Origin of the sequence: Vogesella alkaliphila, from assembly GCF_014652475.1 — a bacterium.
GTDB lineage: Bacteria > Pseudomonadota > Gammaproteobacteria > Burkholderiales > Chromobacteriaceae > Vogesella > Vogesella alkaliphila.
In genome coordinates this window covers 114,968-132,211 of record NZ_BMYW01000003.1, presented here as the reverse complement: position 1 = coordinate 132,211, position 17,244 = coordinate 114,968, and the positions used below count along the sequence as shown (strand labels likewise).

The window sequence follows — 17,244 nt, the reverse complement described above, 5'->3', positions numbered from 1 at the left end:
GCACAAGGTTGGCCGCAGGCCGCGACCGTTTCCGGATCGCGGCGCGGCGGCTGCCGTCCCGTACCGCCGGTACCGCTTGCGGCCCCCGCCCTGGCCAAGCCCTGACATCCGCCCGGAACGGGCACCGATTCATGCCATAATCGCGCCGCTTGTCCGGCAAACTGCGGCAGATCCTGCCATTTCGCCGGCACGAAGCGGACGGAAGCATTAAGCGTCATATTTCTGTAACGCCCTGTTTCTATCCTTGCCATAATTTCCAATGGGAGGATGCCCACATGGCTGCCAATATCCTGCTTGTCGAAGACGAGCCCGCGATCCAGGAACTGATTGCCTTCAACCTGACCCAGGCCGGCCATCACGTGCTGCGCGCCAGCACCGCCGAGGCGGCGCTGATGCTGGTGAAGAACGCCTTGCCGGACCTGATCCTGCTGGACTGGATGCTGCCGGGCGCCTCCGGCGTCGAGATCGCGCGCAAGCTGCGCGGCGACGAGCGCACGCGCCAGATCCCGATCATCATGCTCACCGCCCGCTCCGAGGAGCAGGACAAGGTGCAGGGGCTGGAGGCCGGCGCCGACGACTACATCACCAAGCCGTTCTCGCCGCGCGAGATGCTGGCGCGCATCAAGGCGGTGCTGCGCCGCCGCGCGCCGCAGATGACCGACGACGCGGTCGAGGTGAAGGGCCTGCGCCTGGATCCGGCCACCCACCGCGTGCAGGGCAACGGCGACACCATCGACCTCGGCCCCACCGAATTCCGCCTGCTGCACTTCTTCATGACCCACGCCGAGCGCGTGCACTCGCGCACCCAGCTCCTGGACCAGGTGTGGGGCGACCACATCTTCGTCGAGGAGCGCACCGTCGACGTGCACATCCGCCGCCTGCGCAGCGCGCTGGAGGCCACCGGCCACGACGCGCTGATCCAGACCGTGCGCGGCACCGGCTACCGTTTCTCGGCACAGGGGTAATCCATTGACTGACTTCGCGCGGCGTTCGCTGGGCTGGCTGTTCGCCATCAGCAGCATCGCTTTCGGCTTTTCGCTGGTCTACGGCCCGGACATCGGGCTGCTGGTGCTGTCGGCCCAGCTGCTGCTGTGGCTGGGTTTCCATCTTCATCACATCGGCCTGCTGCTGCGCTGGCTGCAGCGGCCGGCCCCCGGCCGCATCCCGGAAGGCTACGGCATCTGGCACAACGCGTTCATGGCGCTGTACCGCCAGGCGCGCAAGCAGAAGCAGAGCAAGCGCAAGCTGGCCAGCATCCTCGACCGCTTCATCAACGCCGGCGAGGCGATGCCGGACGGCGTGGTGGTGCTCGACGAGTACGACCGCATCGAGTGGGTCAACCCGGTCGGCGTCGAGCACTTCGGGCTCAATCCGCAGACCGACGTCGGCAACCAGATCCTCAACCTGGTGCGCCAGCCCTCCTTCCACACCTATATGGCGGCGCAGAGCTACAGCCAGCCGCTGATCCTGCACAGCCCGACCCCGGACGAGCGCGTGCTGTCGATCCAGCTGGTGCCGTTCGACATCACCCGCAAGCTGCTGCTGTCGCGCGACATCACCCAGCTGGAGCGGGTGCAGACCGTGCACCGCGACTTCGTCGCCAACGTGTCGCACGAGCTGCGCACGCCGCTGACTGTGGTCGGCGGCTTCCTGGAGACGCTGTCGGAAATGCCGCAGGTCGACGACGCCACCCTGCGCCAGTTCCTGCCGCTGATGCTGGAGCAGTCGCGGCGGATGCAGAGCCTGGTCGAGGACCTGCTGACGCTGTCGCGCATCGAGAACAGCCCGCGCAGCATGGCGCAGGAGACGGTGGACATGGACCAGATGCTGGACACGCTGATGGTGGAGGCCGAAGGCCTGTCGCAGGGCCGCCACCGGATCACGCTGGACAAGCGCTGCCCGCGCTGGCTGCGCGGCAACGCGCAGGAGCTGCACTCGGCGTTCGGCAACCTGGTGTCCAACGCGGTGCGCTACACGCCGGAAGGCGGCAGCATCACCCTCAGCTGGCAGGAGGCGGACGAGGGCCGCGCCGTGTTCAGCGTCAGCGATACCGGCATCGGCATCCCGCGCGAACACCTGCCGCGCCTGACCGAGCGTTTCTACCGCGTCGACCGCGGCCGCTCGCGCGGCAACGGCGGCACCGGCCTCGGCCTTGCCATCGTCAAGCACGTGCTGGCGCGCCACCACGCACGGCTGGAGGTGCAGAGCGAGCCGGACAAGGGCAGCTGCTTCAGCGTGATCTTCAACGCCGAACAGCTGACCGCCCGCGAATGAGCCGGCCGCCGCGCGGCGCGTAGTCGCCGATGTACCGGCGACACGCCAAAGCCGCCGCGCTGTAGTCTCTTTGCTTCAGCGCGGGCGCACGCTACGATGGGGTGCCAAAAAATGAAACCGACAACCGGGACCCGCACCATGAATCGTCTACAAGCCATCCGCCCCTTCGGCCAGCGCCTCTGGCTGGACAACCTGTCGCGCGAACTGATCGCCAGCGGCGAACTGGCCCGCCTGCTGGCCGACGACGGCATCGCCGGCGTCACCTCCAACCCGGCCATCTTCCACAAGGCGATCAGCACCGACCCGCGCTACCGCGACGAGCTGGCGGCGCTGAAAACCGACGCCACGCTGAGCGCCGAACAGCGCTACGAAACCCTGGTCATCGCCGACATCCAGGCCGCCTGCGACCTCACCCTGCCGCAATACCGCGCCACCGCCGGCGACGACGGCTACGTGTCGCTGGAAGTGTCGCCGGCTCTGGCGCACGACGAAGCCGGCACCCTCGCCGCCGCGCGCCGCCTGTGGGCGGCGATCGCCCGCCCGAACGCGATGATCAAGATCCCGGCCACGCCGCAGGGCATCGCCGCCTTCCGCACGCTGACCGCCGAGGGCGTCAACGTCAACATCACGCTGCTGTTCTCGCTGAAGCAGGTGGAGGCGGTGTGGGACGCCTATATCGCCGGCCTCACCGCCCGCCACGCCGCCGGCCAGCCGCTGCGTCACGTCAAGGCGGTGGCCAGCTTCTTCCTGTCGCGCGTCGACAGCCTGCTCGATCCACAACTGCCCGCCGCCCTGCAGGGCAAGGCGGCGATCGCGCTGGCCAAGGCCGCCTACCGGCGCTACCTGCAGCGTTTCCACGGCGCCGAATTCGCCGCGCTGCACGCCGCCGGCGCGCGGCCGCAGTTCCTGCTGTGGGCGTCCACCGGCACCAAGAACGCGGCCTACTCCGACGTGCTGTACGTGGAAAGCCTGATCGGTGCCGACACCGTCAACACCGTGCCGGACGCCACGCTGGCGCTGTTCCGCGACCACGGCCACGCCGCCGCCACGCTGGCTACTGACGGCGACGCGGCGCAGGCAACGTTGGCCGCGGCGCAGGCCGCCGGCATCGACTTCGACGCCGTCGGCGAGCAGCTGCAACGCGACGGCCTCGCGCTGTTCGAGAAGGCGTTTGCCGAGCTGCTGCAGCTCACCGCCTGAGTCCGGGACATCGCGCACGAAAAAACGGCGACCGCACGGTCGCCGTTTTTTTTGCGGCCAACGTTGGCCGCAAGCGCCAGCGCGACAACGGCCGACGCGGATCACATTTAGCCCTTGGTCGGAGCAGGGTTATCGGCCGATAATGGCCACAAGGGCAGGCGGCAGCGACCGCCTGCCGCAACCCGCCGACTCCCTGTCCGTGCCCGCCATGACGACTGTACCCCGCTACCACCACGCGCTGTTACTGGTCCTGCTCTACGTGAGCCTGGCCTGGCTGGGCATGTGGCTGGCGGCGAAACCGCCGTCCTCGCTCACCGTGGTGTGGCTGCCCTCCGGCATCGGCCTGATCATGCTGCTGCTGGCCGGCAAGCGCGGCCTGCCGCTGGTGCTGCTGTCCAGCGCCATCGCCAATGCCGGCGGCTGGCTGTTCTTCGGCGGCAGCTGGGGCACGGCGCTGCTGGCCGGGCTGCTGCTGGCGCCATTCGACAGCCTGCAAAGCTGGCTGGCGTGGCGCGGTTGCGGCACGTCGCGGCGCCTGCTGCACGACGTCGCCGGCCTGCAGCGCTTCTTCTGGCGCGTATGCCTGCTGCCGCCGCTGCTGACCACCTGGGCGATGTACCTGATCAACCACGCCCTCGGCGCGCCGGACTCGGCGCAGGGCCATCTGGCCGGGCTGGCGATGATGACCGCCGGCGACTGCCTGGGCCTGTTCGTGGTCAGCCCGCTGTACCTGGTGCTGCGCGGGGTACCGTGGCCACGCCTGGCCGGCCTCACGCTGAAGATCTCGGCGCTGCTGGCGCTGCCGCTGCTGCTAGCGCTGGGCGTGCACCCGTGGCTGATCTGGCTGCTGGGGCTGGCGCTGATCTATGTCGCCATCCGCTACCGCATCGTCGGCTCCAGCATCGCGGTGGCGCTGCTCACCCTCGCCAGCCTGCTGCTGTTGCTGGGCGAGCTGGGGCCGCAGCTGGCCTACGAGCACAGCGTCGACTACGCCGCGCTGTCGCTGATGATCCTGTCGCTGGGGCTGGCGCCGCACTGCATCGGGCTGGTGATCCAGCAGCTGGACGACGTCAACCACACGCTGGAGCAGCGCGTCGCCGAGCGCACCCGCGCGCTGCGCGAGGTGCAGAAGCAGCTGGAGACCATGGCCTACAGCGACAGCCTGACCGGGCTTGGCAACCGCCACGCCTTCTACATCCGGCTGCAGGAAGAACAGGAACGCGCCATCCGCCGCGGCCGCCGTTTCGCGCTGGCGCTGCTGGACATCGACCACTTCAAGCGCATCAACGACAGCTACGGCCACCAGACCGGCGACGAGGTGCTGCGCGCCGTCGCGGTGCTGATGCAGAACAGCGTGCGCGCCATCGACCGCGTCTACCGCTGGGGCGGCGAGGAATTCATGATCCTGTTCCCGGACGCCGGCGCCGACGACGCGATGGTGCCGCTGCAGCGCATCTGCCAGGAGATCGGCATGCAGCCGCTGAGCTCCGCCCACGGCGAGCTGTACACCTCGGTCAGCATCGGCGTCACCGAGTTCGCCGGCCGCCACGACAGCATCGACGCGCTGATCGGCCGCGTCGACGCGCTGCTGTACCAGGCCAAGCGCGACGGCCGCAACCGCATCGCACGCTGACCGGCCGCCGGCCGGCCCCGCGTTGGCCGCCGCGCCAGGCTGGGGTAGACTGTGCGGTTGCGCCAATTCCGGCGCGCCCCGGTCCGCCCTTTACGCGGGCGACCACCTGGAGACCACCGATGCACACCCACCACCCCATCGTCGTCGCCGCGCTGTACCGGTTTGTCACCCTGACCGACTACGTCGCGCTGCGCGAACCGCTGCACCAGGCCATGCTGGCCCATGACGTCAAGGGCACGCTGCTGCTGGCAGAAGAAGGCATCAACGGCACCGTCGCCGGCAGCCGCGAAGGTATCAACGCGCTGCTGGCCTGGCTGAAAAGCGACCCGCGCATGGCGGCACTGGAGCACAAGGAATCGTACTGCGACGAGCAGCCGTTCTACCGCACCAAGGTCAAGCTGAAGAAGGAAATCGTCACCCTCGGCGTGCCCGGCGTCGATCCCAACAAGACGGTCGGCACCTACGTCCAGCCGCAGGACTGGAACGCCCTCATCAGCGATCCGGAAGTGCTGGTCATCGACACCCGCAACGACTACGAGGTCGCCATCGGCAGCTTCCAGCGCGCGATCGACCCGAAAACCGCCAGCTTCCGCGAATTCCCCGAGTACGTGAAACAGCACTTCGACCCGGCGGTGCACAAGAAGGTGGCGATGTTCTGCACCGGCGGCATCCGCTGCGAGAAGGCCTCCAGCTACATGCTGAACGAGGGTTTCGAAGAGGTGTACCACCTGCAGGGCGGCATCCTGAAATACCTGGAAGAAGTGCCGGCGGAGCAGAGCCTGTGGCAGGGCGACTGCTTCGTGTTCGACAACCGCGTCACCGTGCGCCACGACCTGACGGAAGGCGAGTACGAGCTGTGCCACGCCTGCCGCCAGCCGGTATCGGCCGCCGAGCGCGCCTCCGAGCACTACAGCCCCGGCATCAGCTGCCCGCACTGCTGGGACACGCTCAGCGAGAAGACCCGCGCCAAGGCGCGCGAGCGCCAGAAGCAGATCGAGCTCGCGCGCCGGCGCAATGAGCCCAGCCCGCTGGGGCGCAGCATGGCGCACGGCGAGGACTGAGAACCCGTTCACGCTCTAAACCGCCGCGTCGGAAAACAAGGTTGGCCGCAACACTGCGGCCAACCTTTTTTCATGCCGGTACCACCATGGCCGTCGCCACCGGCCAGACGGCCGCCCCCCTTCCCCGCCCGGTGGCGGACGCGCTATGCTGGCGGCTTATCCCGACGCCACGGCCACCCGCATGAGCCACCTGCACCTGTCCCTCCCGCACGCCCGCGCGCTGCACCTGCACGCGCAGGGCCTCGCGACCCCGCCGCGCCGCAAGGCCAGCAAGGCCGACGTGCTGGCCGCCATCCGCCACATGGCGCTGCTGCAGATCGACACCATCAGCGTGGTCGCGCGCAGCCCCTACCTGGTGCTGTTCAGCCGCCTCGGCCACTACGACCCGGCGTGGCTGGACGCACTGCTTGCCGAGGGCGCGCTGTTCGAATACTGGGCGCACGAAGCCTGCTTCGTGCCCGTCGAGGACTACCGCCTGCTGCGCCACCGCATGCTGGACCCGGCGGCGATGGGCTGGAAATTCTCGGTGGAATGGATGCAGAAGCACCACGCCGAGATCGACGCGCTGGTCGAGCACATCCGCGCCCACGGCCCGGTGCGCTCGCGCGACTTCGAGCGCCAGGGCGGCAAGGGCAACGGCTGGTGGGACTGGAAGCCGGAAAAACGCCATCTGGAGGTGCTGTTCTGCAGCGGCCGGCTGATGGTGCGCGAGCGGCAGAATTTCCAGCGCGTGTACGATCTGGCCGAGCGGGTGCTGCCCGGCTGGGACGACGCGCGCGACCTGCCGACGCCGGAGGCGGCGCAGCGCGACATGGTGCGCGCCAGCTGCCGCGCGCTGGGCATCGTCAAGACCGGCTGGGTGGCCGACTACTACCGCCTGAAGCGCGGCAAGTACGACGCGCTGCTGCACCGGCTGGCCGACGAGGGCGAGCTGCTGCCGGCGCGCATCGAAGGTTGGCCGCACCAGGTCTTCGTGCACCACAGCCTGCGCGAGGCGGCGCTGGACGAGAACCTGGGCGCGACCGCCACCACGCTGCTGTCGCCGTTCGACCCGGTGGTGTGGGACCGCAAGCGCGCCAGCGAGCTGTTCGGCTTCGACTACCGCATCGAGTGCTACACCCCGGCCGCTCGCCGCCAGTTCGGCTACTTCGTGCTGCCCGTGCTCAGCCGCGGCCGCCTGGTCGGGCGGCTGGACGCCAAGGCGCACCGCGCGCAGGGCGTGTTCGAGGTCAAGGCGCTGTACCTGGAGGCCGGCGTGCGCCCGACGCAGCGCCTGCGCGACGACCTGCTGCGCGCGCTGCAACGCGCCGCCGACTGGCACGCCACGCCGACGCTGGCCTTCACCCGCCACAGCGAGCACTGGCTGCGGCCGTCATCGCCGGAAACTTGATCTGCCCGATTTGCCTGCCACCCGCCGCCGCGTAAGATGCGGCAACCACCACCCGAGGGGAATCCGCATGTTCTTCCGCCACACCCGCGCTGCCCTGCAGCAAGCCCAAAGCGACAACAGCGCGCTGCAACAGGAAAACCGGCAGCTGCAGGCCCGCCTCGCCGCACTGGAAGGCGAGCACGCCAGCCAGCGCGCGCAGCTGGACACGCTGACACGCGAACGCGCGATGCTGCAGGGGGTGTTCGCCAATATCGGCAGCTTCGGCAACTCGCTGGGCGGAGTGCAGCACTCGTTCCAGGGGCTGGCCGGCAGCCTGGGCCAGGAAAAGGACGCCGCGCACGCGATGGCGGCGCAGGCCGACGGCAACCGCAACGACTTCCAGCTGATCGCCGGCAACCTGAAGACCATGTTCCAGCGCATCGAGCAGGCGTCCACCAACGTCGCCACCCTGCACCAGCAGGCGGAGCAGATCGGCGGCATCGTGCGCCTGATCAAGGACATCGCCGACCAGACCAACCTGCTGGCGCTGAACGCGGCGATCGAGGCCGCGCGCGCCGGCGAATCCGGCCGCGGCTTTGCCGTGGTCGCCGACGAAGTGCGCAAGCTGGCCGAACGCACCGCCAAGGCCACCACCGAGATCGCCGGCCTGGTCGGCCTGATCCAGGCCGAGACCGAGAGCGCCAGGCACACCATGCAGCAGGGCGCCGACGACGCCAGCCGCTTCTCCGGCGACAGCGAGCAGGCGATGCACAGCATGCAGCGGCTGTACGACCAGGCGCAGCACATGGAAGCCACCATCGCCGCCGCCGCGCAGCTGTCCGGCGTCGAGCTGGCCAACCTGGAAGAGCTGGCGATGAAGCTGGAGGTGTACAAGGTGTTCATGGGCATCTCCAGCCTGCGCCCGGAACAGCTGCCGGACGAGACGCAATGCCGCCTCGGCCAGTGGTACTACGCCGGCGACGGCAAGGAAAGCTTCTCGCGCCTGCCCGGCTACGGCGCGCTGGAAGGCCCGCACCGCGAGGTACACCAGCACGCGCGCCGCGCGCTGGAACTGTTCTACACCGGCAAGCCCGACGCCGCGCTGCACGAGCTGGCGGCGATGGAGCAGGCCAACGCCAGCGTGATGGGCGGGCTGGAACGCATGCTCGGCGAGCTGAAAACGGTGGACTGAGGCGACGACACCAAGGTTGGCCGCAGAGTACGCGCGGCCGGTTCCGGCCATAAAAAACGGCAGCCCGCGGGCTGCCGTTGTGCTGCCGGGGAAGCGACTCAGTAGTCGCCGCGCTGCGGCACCAGCACCGTGCGGTTGCCGTTGCTTTCCATCGCCGACACGATGCCGGCGGCTTCCATGTCTTCAATCAATCTGGCTGCCCGGTTGTAGCCAATGCGCAGCTGGCGCTGTACCGAGGAGATCGATGCCTTGCGGGTGCGCAGCACGATCTCCACCGCCTCGTCGTACAGCGGGTCGCTCTCGCTGGCGGCGGCGGCGCGGCCCTTGGCGTCGGCCTGTTCGTCGTCGGCCACCGATTCGCCGGTCAGCAGGCCTTCCACGTAGTCCGGCTCGCCCCACTGCTTCAGGTCCTCGACGATGGCGTGCACCTCCTCGTCGGTGACGAAGGCCCCGTGCACGCGCTGCGGGTAGCCGGTGCCCGGCGGCAGGTACAGCATGTCGCCCTGCCCCAGCAGGCTCTCGGCGCCCATTTGATCCAGAATCGTTCGGCTGTCGATCTTGCTCGACACCTGGAACGCGATGCGGGTCGGGATGTTGGCCTTGATCAGGCCGGTGATCACGTCCACCGACGGCCGCTGGGTGGCGAGGATCAGGTGGATGCCGGCGGCGCGCGCCTTCTGCGCCAGGCGCGCGATCAGCTCCTCGATCTTCTTGCCGGCCACCATCATCAGGTCGGCGAACTCGTCGACCACCACCACGATGAAGGGCAGCGTCGCCAGCGGCTCCGGCGTTTCCGGGGTCAGGCTGAACGGATTGCTCAAACGTTGGCCGCGCGCCTCGGCGGCACGCACCTTGTCGTTGTAGCCGGCCAGATTGCGCACGCCGAGGTGGCTCATCAGGCGGTAGCGTTTTTCCATCTCGCCCACGCACCAGTTCAGCGCGTTGGCGGCCAGCTTCATGTCGGTGACCACCGGCGCCAAGAGGTGCGGGATGTCGTTGTACACCGACAGCTCCAGCATCTTGGGGTCGATCATGATGAAGCGCACCTCGTCCGGCGTCGCCTTGTACAGCATGGACAGGATCATCGCGTTGACGCCGACCGACTTGCCGGAGCCGGTGGTGCCGGCCACCAACAGATGCGGCGCCTTGGCCAGATCCATCACCACCGGCGCGCCGCTGATGTCCTGCCCCAGCGCCAGTGTCAGCTTGGATGCGGAGTGCTGGAACACCTCGGCGCTGAAGATTTCCGACAGGCGGATCATCTGCCGTTTCGGGTTCGGCAGCTCCAGCCCCATGCAGGTCTTGCCGGGGATGGTCTCCACCACGCGGATGGAGGCCACGCCCAGCGCGCGCGACAGGTCCTTGGCCAGGTTCACCACCTGGCTGCCGCGCACGCCCACCGCCGGCTCCACCTCGTAGCGGGTGATCACCGGGCCGGCGTAGGCGTCCACCACCGCCACCTTGACCTTGAACTCGGCGCATTTTTCCTCGATCAATATCCCGCGCTCGATCAGGTAGTCCTCGCTCTGCACCGCCTTGTCGCTTTCCGCCGGCCGCAGCAGCTCCAGCGACGGCAGGCAGGCGTCGCCGTACACCACCGGCACGCTGTGCGGCTTGGGCATTGCGGAGACGGTGGCGGGCACTGCGGCCAACGTTGTGCCGGTGTCGGGTAGCGACACAGCGGCAAGGTTGGCCGCAGGCGCCGGCTCGTCGATCAGCTGCCACACCAGGCCGGCGGGAGCGCGCTCCTCGGCGCTCTCCTCTGGTACCGCCTCGTCGTCGGCCAGCAGGTGCCAGACGATGTCGGCGCCGGCGGCGGCCTGCGCCATGTCCTCCGCGTCCTCCGCGTCTGCCGGGTCGGTGCGCTCCGCCACGGCGGCGGCTTGATCCGCAGCCGCGACCGGGCCGGCAACAACGTCCGCCATCGGTGCCGCGTCCAGCGATGGGCCGCGCACGGCCTGTTCTGCAATGTGCTCCGGCACGGTGCCGGCGCCGGTCGGGGCCTGTGCCCACGGGGCCGTGCGGCTGGCCGGCGTGGCCGTGGTCTCCACCAGCCCCGGCGGCGCGCTGCCGGCAGCGTGCACCGCCGATGACAGCGCCGACTCGACGGCAGCGCCCGGCTGCGACCAGTCCGGTTCGCGGCTGTCGCCGGCCACCGCCCCGCCATCATCGCCGGCAATAAAAGCCGCGGCCGGCCAGACGGTGACCGATGGCGGCGTGCTGTCGTCCGTCAGCGTGTCCTCAGGCTGTGCGGCGGAAAACGCTGTCGCGACGGCGGCGGCCGGCAGCGCTTCTTCGGCCCGTTCCGGCGCCGCGGTGAACGGCGCCGTCACGGCTGCCGTCTGCCCGGCCACCGGCGCCAGCTCCGCCGGCGCGGGGTGCGCGGCGGCGGCGATCGTGTCGTCGCCGGCCGGCGGTGTGGCCGCGGGCGCCGATGCGAGCGCCGACACGGAATGGTCCGGCACGGCGGTAGCAGCCGGGGCCGCCGTCGTCGGGCTGGCGACGCGGCCGGCCGGCGCGATGGTCGGCGCAGGGGCTGGCGTGGCCGACGCGGTGCCGCCGGCAAAGCGCGAACCGGCGCCGAACAGCGCCTCGGCGTTGCGCTGCCGCGTCTGCTCGTCCGGGCGGCTGACCAGCGAGGGCTTGCGCATCACCGGCGTCGGCTGCAGCACCACCACCGGCTTCGGCGGCGGCGGGGCCGCGTCGCGCTTGCCGTGCAGCTGCTGCAGGCTGGCGCGCACCTCGTCGGGGTCGATCAGCGGCAGCGCGCCGGCCTCGTCCTGCTGCTGCAGGCGGCGCTGGCGGCGTTCGCTGGCGGCCAGCTTCTGCCGCCGCTGCACGTCGCTCTGCAGGTTGTGCTGCACTTCGGCCAGGCCGATCACCGGCAGCCTGTCCTGCTGCGCGCTAGCCGCCGGCGCCGGCTTGCGGATGTAGCGCGGCACCGCCAGCGGCAGCTCGACCAGTGGCGGCGCGGCGGGCGCAGCAGCCTGGGTGGTTACCGGGCTGTCAGCGGGCGGACTGCTGGCGGCCGGGCCGGCGTCGTCTTCCGCCTGTAGTCCGCTGCGCCGCGGCGGGCGCGGGGTGGCGCGCGGCGTCCACGGCAGTTCGGCCGGCGGCGTGTCGGCGGCGGGCGGCTCGCCCTGCGGTGGCGTCGCGGCGTCATCGTCCGGCGCGTCGGCGAACAGTTCATCCCAGCGTGCCTGCAACGGCGTGTTTTTCAGCTTGCCGCTGTTCAGCGCCCACAGCAGCAGCACGGCAAACAACAGGGGTAAGGTCAGCAACCACAACATGGAGAAGTCCGCTTCCGTAACTGGTTTAGGCGCGCCGGTGGCGCGCAGGGGCAGAATTGTACACCTTGCGACCGCGTGCGCCGGCTCAGAGCCTGTTCACGATCTCGCACGCTCACGCGAGACAAGGCGAAAACGGCTGAGGAAGCGGAGTTGACATGGGGTCAATGAGCATTCCGAAGCCGTACTCACCGTGTAACGTTTCACGAAGCGCAGCAGATCGTGAACACGCTCTCAGTGCGCCGGGCCGGGCGACAGCTTGCGCTGCTGGCGCAGGGTGTGCGCGCCGGTGAGCAGCACCGCCAGCCAGATCGGGCCGTAGGTCAGCAGCCGGTCGGCGGACAGCGGCTCGCCGAGGAAGGTGATCGCCAGCAGGAACAGGAGCGCCGGCTCGACATAGCCCAGTAGCCCCCACAGTCCCATCGGCAGCAGGTGGCTGGCGGTGATGTTGAGCAGCAGCGCCACCGAGCTGATCAGGCCGAGGCCGGCCAGCAGCGGCCAGAACAGCGGCTGCGCCAGCACGCCCCAGCCGGCCTCGCCCTGCTGGTAGAGCAGCAGCAGCGCCACCGGGAAGATCAGCAGCATTTCCAGCGCGAAGCCGGACACCGGCTCCATCTTGCTGATGCGGCGCAGCACGAAGTACGGCGGGTAGCCGAGCACCACCAGCAGCGTCGGCCAGGCGATGGCGCGCGTCAGCCACAGTTCGTGCAGCACGCCCAGCAGCGCCAGCGCCACCGCGATGCACTGCAGCGGGTACATGCGCTCGCCGTACAGCACGCGGCCGACCAGCACCATCACCAGCGGCGTCAGGAAGTAACCCATCGACACCGCCACCGTCTGCCCGTTCAGCGGCGCCCACAGGAACACCCACAGCTGCACCGCGTTCAGCGCCGCCATCAGCGGCACCAGCGCCCACAGCGCCGGCTCGCGCACGAAGCGGCGCAGCAGCGCGGCCAGCGCCTGGCGCTTGCGGGTCAGGTGCACGATCAGCAGCACGCCGGGCAGCGTGCAGATCATGCGCCAGGCGAAGATGGCCAGCCCGTCCAGCGGACGCAGCAGGGTGGTATAGCCGGACAGCACCGCGAACAGCAGCGAGGCGGCGAGCGAGAACGCGATTCCGCGTCCGGACGGGGCAACAGGGTGCGACATGACAAAACCGTATGAGGGGTGGGATAGTCCGCTATCCTGCCCGTGCCGCAGCGCAGCAGCAAGCGCCGGCTGCACCCGGCGGTGCCGGCATGGGCTTCATGCCCGACCAATGCGGCTTGCCGCCGCCGGGCGCTCAGCCGCCCGTCACCGGCGCCGTCGGCAGCAGCTGCGCCCGCAGGCGCGGCAGCACGAAGTCGAGGAACACCTGGTATTTGCGCGGCAGCGGCTGGCGGTAGGGAAAGATCAGGAACACCGGCCAGTGGTCGCAGTGCCACTGCGGCAGCACCCGCTGCAGGCGGCCGGCGGCGACGTCCCCGGCCACCAGGAAGTCCGGCAGCGCGGTGATGCCCAGCCCGGCGCAGGCCAGCTGGTGGTTGACGAGGTAGGTCTCGCTGAACAGCAGCGGCGGCGGCATCGCCACCGTCACCATCTCGCTGCCGCGGTACAGCCGCTGCTGCGCCTGCTGCTCGTCGCCCAGCAGGCGGTGGCCGGCCAGCTCGTCCGGCTGTTGCGGCCAACCTTGGGCCGCCAGGTACGCCGGCGCCGCGTACAGCGCCTCCTCCACCCAGCCCACCGAGCGCGCCACCAGCGACTCGTCGTACACCTTGCGCGAACGCAGGCAGAAGTCCAGCACGTCGGCGATCGGGTCCTGCACCCGGCTGTTGATCTCCAGCTGCAGCTGCAGGCCGGGGTGCTGCTGCGCCAGCTCCACCAGCAGCGGCGCCAGCAGCGTCGACATCGACGAGGTGGTGCTGATGCTGATCGGCCCTTCCACCGCGCAGCTGGCGGTGTCCACCGCCGGCTGCATCTGCAGCAGGCTGTGGCGCAGCGCCTGCGCGTGCGGCAGCAGCCGCTGGCCGGCCTCGGTCAGCGCCAGCCGCCGCGTGGTGCGCAACACCAGCACCGCGCCCAGCTGCTTCTCCAGCGCCTTCAGCCGCAGGCTGACCATGCTCTTGGTGCAGCCCAGCGCCTCGGCGGCAGCGGTCAGGCTGCCGCAACGGGCAACCGCTTCAAAGGCCAGCACGTCATCTGGCGGGGGCATTGTTTTCATTTTCTCGACAAACAATCAAGTAATTGGCCATTTTTCTGCCGGTCGGCGTCTTCTATGCTGCAAACACGATCAACCACTCAACAGTGAGGATGCCATGAACACGCTGCGTCGCCTACTTGCCTACTGGAGCAACCACTGGTCGCTGCTGCCGGAGTACACGCTGGACTGCCACCAAACCCAGCTGGAAGACCTGCGCCACGAGGCCGAGCGCTATAGCCGTGGCCGCTGGTTCTAGCCGCCGGCTGCGGCCGCCACGAAAAAAGCCTCCCGTTCGGGAGGCTTTGCCGTTGCCGGGACGTCGTCAGCCGCTGTTGCGCAGGCCGGCGGAAATGCCGTTGATGGTGAGGTGGATGGCGTACAACGCTTCCTCGTCGTCCGGCTGGTCACGCAGGCGCTTGAGCAGCTCCACCTGCAGCAGGTTGAGCGCGTCCAGGTACGGCAGGCGGGTATCCAGCGAACGCGCCAGCGTCGGGTTGGTTTCCAGCAGTTTCTGCTGCCCGGTGATGGCGAAGAACGCCGCCAGCGTCTTGTCGTGTTCCGCCTGCAGGCGCGCGAACAGGCGGTCGGTCAGCGCACCGTCGCCGACCAGCGCCGCGTAACGGCGCGCGATCTCCAGGTCGGCCTTGGCCAGCACCTGTTCCATATTGGACAGCATCACCTGGAAGAACGGCGACGCCTGGTGCAGCGCGCGCAGCTGGGCGAGACCGGCGTCCTCGCCGTGGCGGTCGAGGAAGGCGCGCACCGCGGAGCCGAAGCCGTACCAGCCCGGCAGCATCACCCGCGACTGCGACCACGAGAACACCCACGGGATGGCGCGCAGGTCCTTGATGCTGGCCAGCGTCTTGCGCGAGGCCGGGCGGCTGCCGATGTTGAGCTTGGCGATGGCGCCGATCGGCGTCGCCTCCATGAAGTACTGCATGAAACCGTCGGACTCCACCAGCGCGCGGTAGGTGGTGAAGGCGTGGCCGGACAGTTCCGCCAGCACGCTCTCGTCGGTGGCGCCGCTGTCGCCGTGCGCCAGCGTCGACTCCAGCGCCGCCGCCACCAGCGCCTCCAGGTTGCGGGTGGCGTTGTCCGGATCGGCGAACTTGGAGGTGATGATCTCGCCCTGCTCGGTGATGCGGATGCGGCCAACCACGGTGCCGGCCGGCTGCGCCATGATCGCCTCGTAGGACGGGCCGCCGCCGCGGCCGACCGAGCCGCCGCGACCGTGGAACAGGCGCATCTTGATGCCGGCAGCGTCGAACACGCGCACCAGGCGCTGCTCGGCCTGGTACAGCTCCCACTGGCTGGTGACGTAGCCGCCGTCCTTGTTGCTGTCGGAGTAGCCCAGCATCACCTCCTGCATCCCACCGCGGCTCTTCAACAGCTGCTGGTACCACGGCAGCGCGAACAGCTGCTGCATGATGCCGCCGGCGGCGTCCAGGTCGGCGATGGTCTCGAACAGCGGCACCAGGTTCAGGCTGATGGCGGGCGCACCATCCTGCAGGCGCAGCAGGCCGCTTTCCTTGGCCAGCAGCGCCAGCGCCAGGATGTCGGACACCGTGGCGCAGTTGGAGATGATGCACTGGCTGATGGCGTCGACGCCGAACTCGGCCTGCACCCTGGCCGCCTCGCGGAAGATGGCCAGTTCCTTCTCGCTGTCGGCGCTGTAGCTGAGGAAGGGCGAGTACAGCAGGCGCGGCGTGGCCAGCTCGCGCAGCAGCACGCGCACACGGGCGGCCTCGTCCAGCGCCTCGTAGTGTTCCAGATTGGCGTGGGCGAACAGCTCGCCGACCACACCGGCGTGCTTCTCCGCGTGCTGGCGCAGGTCCAGCGGCATCAGGAAGAAGCCGAACACGTCCACCGCGCGCTGCAGCTTGCCGAGGCGGCCGTCGAGCAGCAGCGCGCTGCCGTGGGCGACCAGCGAATCGGACAGCGCCTGCAGGTCGGCCTGCAGCTCGGCCCCCGCGGCATACGGCTCGCCGGCGGTCCAGCGCCCGCGCAGCGGCAGGTTCAGGCGCGCGGCGGTGGCCGACAGGCGGCCCTCGATGGTGGCCAGCGCCAGCCGGTACGGCTCCTCGCGGCGGCTGATGGCGGTGTCCGGCGACACCGCGGCCAACGTTTGCACCGCCACCGACACCTGCACGTGGCGCGAGGACAGCGACAGCTCGCGATACAGCCCCGCCAGCTCGTAGAAGTAGTGCTTGAACGCTACCTCCGCCTGCCGCGTCACCGCGTGGCGCAGCACCTTGGCGTCGACGTTGGGGTTGCCGTCGCGGTCGCCGCCGATCCAGCTGCCCACGCGCAGGAAGGACGGGATGGCCGCACTTTCGCCCCACAGCTCGCGCACCTGCTTACCCAGGCGCTCGTACAGCGCCGGGATGGCCTGGAAGAAGGACAGCGGGTGGTAGGCGACGCCGTTCTCGATCTCGTCGGCGACGGTCATCTTGAAGGAGCGGATCTCGGTGGTTTGCCACAGCGAGTGGATCACGCGCTGCAGCTTGGCTTCCAGCTCCTGCTCTTCTTCCGGGGTGATCTCCGGCGAGTTCAGCTGCGCCAGGAACTTGCGCACCGCGCGGTGGCCGTCGAGCACGCTCTGGCGCTGCACCTCGGTCGGGTGCGCGGTCAGCACCGCGCTGACGCTGGCTTCCTGCAGCGCGCGGTTGAGCTTGCCGAAATCGACGCCGGCGTCGTGGATATGGCTCAGCGCCCGCGCCAGGCTGCCCTGCTGCGGCGCGCTGCCGGCACGCTGGTGCGCGCGGCGGCGGCGGGCGTGGTGCAGGTCTTCGGCGATGTTGAACAGCTGCGAGTACAGGCCGCAGGCGCGCACCAGCGCGGTGGTGGCCGCCGGGCTCAGCCGGCCGACCAGCGCGTCGGCGCTGCGGTCGTGCTGTTGCGCGCCGCTGGGGATGGCGCGGATTTCCGTCACCACCTCCTCGCCGGCCTGCTCGCGCAGCAGGCTTTCCAGCAAGCGATCGAGCCGCGCGATGTCGGCGCGCAGCGGTAAGTCCTTGTCCAGTTCCGTCATGCTCTGTTTTCCCTGATT

Annotated in this window: 12 protein-coding genes; 8 read left to right on the top strand and 4 right to left on the bottom strand. The window is 69.6% G+C overall.

Going from position 1 to position 17,244, the window contains the following annotated elements:
• The first annotated feature begins 275 nt into the window (after positions 1–275).
• The 7 genes from phoB (at position 276) to IE100_RS16545 (ending at position 8,729) form a co-directional block, all read left to right on the top strand.
• Positions 276–965, top strand: coding sequence for a phosphate regulon transcriptional regulator PhoB (phoB, locus tag IE100_RS06135; RefSeq protein ID WP_047965829.1), 690 nt, complete (start codon positions 276–278; stop codon positions 963–965).
• A gap of 4 nt (positions 966–969) precedes the next feature.
• Complete coding sequence (gene phoR, locus IE100_RS06130) at positions 970–2,274, top strand: phosphate regulon sensor histidine kinase PhoR (protein ID WP_189373225.1); 1,305 nt, start codon at positions 970–972, stop codon at positions 2,272–2,274.
• 138 nt (positions 2,275–2,412) lie between these two features.
• Positions 2,413–3,474: a transaldolase gene (gene tal / locus IE100_RS06125; protein WP_189373224.1), complete on the top strand. Its 1,062-nt coding sequence runs from the start codon at positions 2,413–2,415 to the stop codon at positions 3,472–3,474.
• A gap of 208 nt (positions 3,475–3,682) precedes the next feature.
• Positions 3,683–5,107, top strand: a complete 1,425-nt coding sequence (locus IE100_RS06120) for a sensor domain-containing diguanylate cyclase (RefSeq protein ID WP_189373223.1) — start codon at positions 3,683–3,685, stop codon at positions 5,105–5,107.
• A gap of 119 nt (positions 5,108–5,226) precedes the next feature.
• On the top strand, positions 5,227–6,168 hold the full coding sequence (gene trhO / locus IE100_RS06115) for an oxygen-dependent tRNA uridine(34) hydroxylase TrhO (protein WP_189373222.1): 942 nt from the start codon (positions 5,227–5,229) through the stop codon (positions 6,166–6,168).
• Between the two features lie 181 nt (positions 6,169–6,349).
• On the top strand, positions 6,350–7,558 hold the full coding sequence (locus IE100_RS06110) for a winged helix-turn-helix domain-containing protein (protein WP_189373221.1): 1,209 nt from the start codon (positions 6,350–6,352) through the stop codon (positions 7,556–7,558).
• A gap of 67 nt (positions 7,559–7,625) precedes the next feature.
• Positions 7,626–8,729, top strand: coding sequence for a methyl-accepting chemotaxis protein (locus IE100_RS16545; RefSeq protein ID WP_189373220.1), 1,104 nt, complete (start codon positions 7,626–7,628; stop codon positions 8,727–8,729).
• Between the two features lie 98 nt (positions 8,730–8,827).
• Here the strand turns inward: IE100_RS16545 and IE100_RS16395 are convergent, their stop codons facing one another.
• From IE100_RS16395 to IE100_RS06090, 3 genes are all read right to left on the bottom strand, one after another.
• The gene (locus IE100_RS16395) at positions 8,828–12,019 is read right to left on the bottom strand and encodes a DNA translocase FtsK (RefSeq protein ID WP_229800256.1); all 3,192 of its coding nucleotides are present in this window, start codon (positions 12,017–12,019) and stop codon (positions 8,828–8,830) included.
• A 231-nt stretch (positions 12,020–12,250) separates the two neighbouring features.
• Positions 12,251–13,165 (bottom strand): EamA family transporter RarD, encoded by a 915-nt coding sequence (rarD, locus tag IE100_RS06095; protein WP_189373219.1) that lies wholly within the window; start codon positions 13,163–13,165, stop codon positions 12,251–12,253.
• A gap of 133 nt (positions 13,166–13,298) precedes the next feature.
• The gene (locus IE100_RS06090; RefSeq protein ID WP_229800255.1) at positions 13,299–14,207 is read right to left on the bottom strand and encodes a LysR family transcriptional regulator; all 909 of its coding nucleotides are present in this window, start codon (positions 14,205–14,207) and stop codon (positions 13,299–13,301) included.
• A gap of 103 nt (positions 14,208–14,310) precedes the next feature.
• On the opposite strand from IE100_RS06090, the gene IE100_RS06085 reads away from it, so the two are divergent.
• Positions 14,311–14,451, top strand: coding sequence for a hypothetical protein (locus tag IE100_RS06085; RefSeq protein WP_189373217.1), 141 nt, complete (start codon positions 14,311–14,313; stop codon positions 14,449–14,451).
• Positions 14,452–14,517: 66 nt separating this feature from the next.
• On the opposite strand, the gene ppc is transcribed toward IE100_RS06085, so the two are convergent.
• On the bottom strand, positions 14,518–17,226 hold the full coding sequence (ppc, locus tag IE100_RS06080; protein ID WP_189373216.1) for a phosphoenolpyruvate carboxylase: 2,709 nt from the start codon (positions 17,224–17,226) through the stop codon (positions 14,518–14,520).
• Positions 17,227–17,244: the final 18 nt, after the last annotated feature.

Excerpts from the sequence above, each read along its gene's own strand:
- phoB (WP_047965829.1), top strand. The coding sequence starts at position 276 with ATGGCTGCCAATATCCTGCTTGTCGAAGACGAGCCCGCGATCCAGGAA.
- tal (WP_189373224.1), top strand. The coding sequence starts at position 2,413 with ATGAATCGTCTACAAGCCATCCGCCCCTTCGGCCAGCGCCTCTGGCTG.
- IE100_RS06120 (WP_189373223.1), top strand. The coding sequence starts at position 3,683 with ATGACGACTGTACCCCGCTACCACCACGCGCTGTTACTGGTCCTGCTC.
- trhO (WP_189373222.1), top strand. The coding sequence starts at position 5,227 with ATGCACACCCACCACCCCATCGTCGTCGCCGCGCTGTACCGGTTTGTC.
- IE100_RS06110 (WP_189373221.1), top strand. The coding sequence starts at position 6,350 with ATGAGCCACCTGCACCTGTCCCTCCCGCACGCCCGCGCGCTGCACCTG.
- IE100_RS16545 (WP_189373220.1), top strand. The coding sequence starts at position 7,626 with ATGTTCTTCCGCCACACCCGCGCTGCCCTGCAGCAAGCCCAAAGCGAC.
- IE100_RS16395 (WP_229800256.1), bottom strand. The coding sequence starts at position 12,019 with ATGTTGTGGTTGCTGACCTTACCCCTGTTGTTTGCCGTGCTGCTGCTG.
- rarD (WP_189373219.1), bottom strand. The coding sequence starts at position 13,165 with ATGTCGCACCCTGTTGCCCCGTCCGGACGCGGAATCGCGTTCTCGCTC.
- IE100_RS06090 (WP_229800255.1), bottom strand. The coding sequence starts at position 14,207 with ATGCCCCCGCCAGATGACGTGCTGGCCTTTGAAGCGGTTGCCCGTTGC.
- IE100_RS06085 (WP_189373217.1), top strand. The coding sequence starts at position 14,311 with ATGAACACGCTGCGTCGCCTACTTGCCTACTGGAGCAACCACTGGTCG.
- ppc (WP_189373216.1), bottom strand. The coding sequence starts at position 17,226 with ATGACGGAACTGGACAAGGACTTACCGCTGCGCGCCGACATCGCGCGG.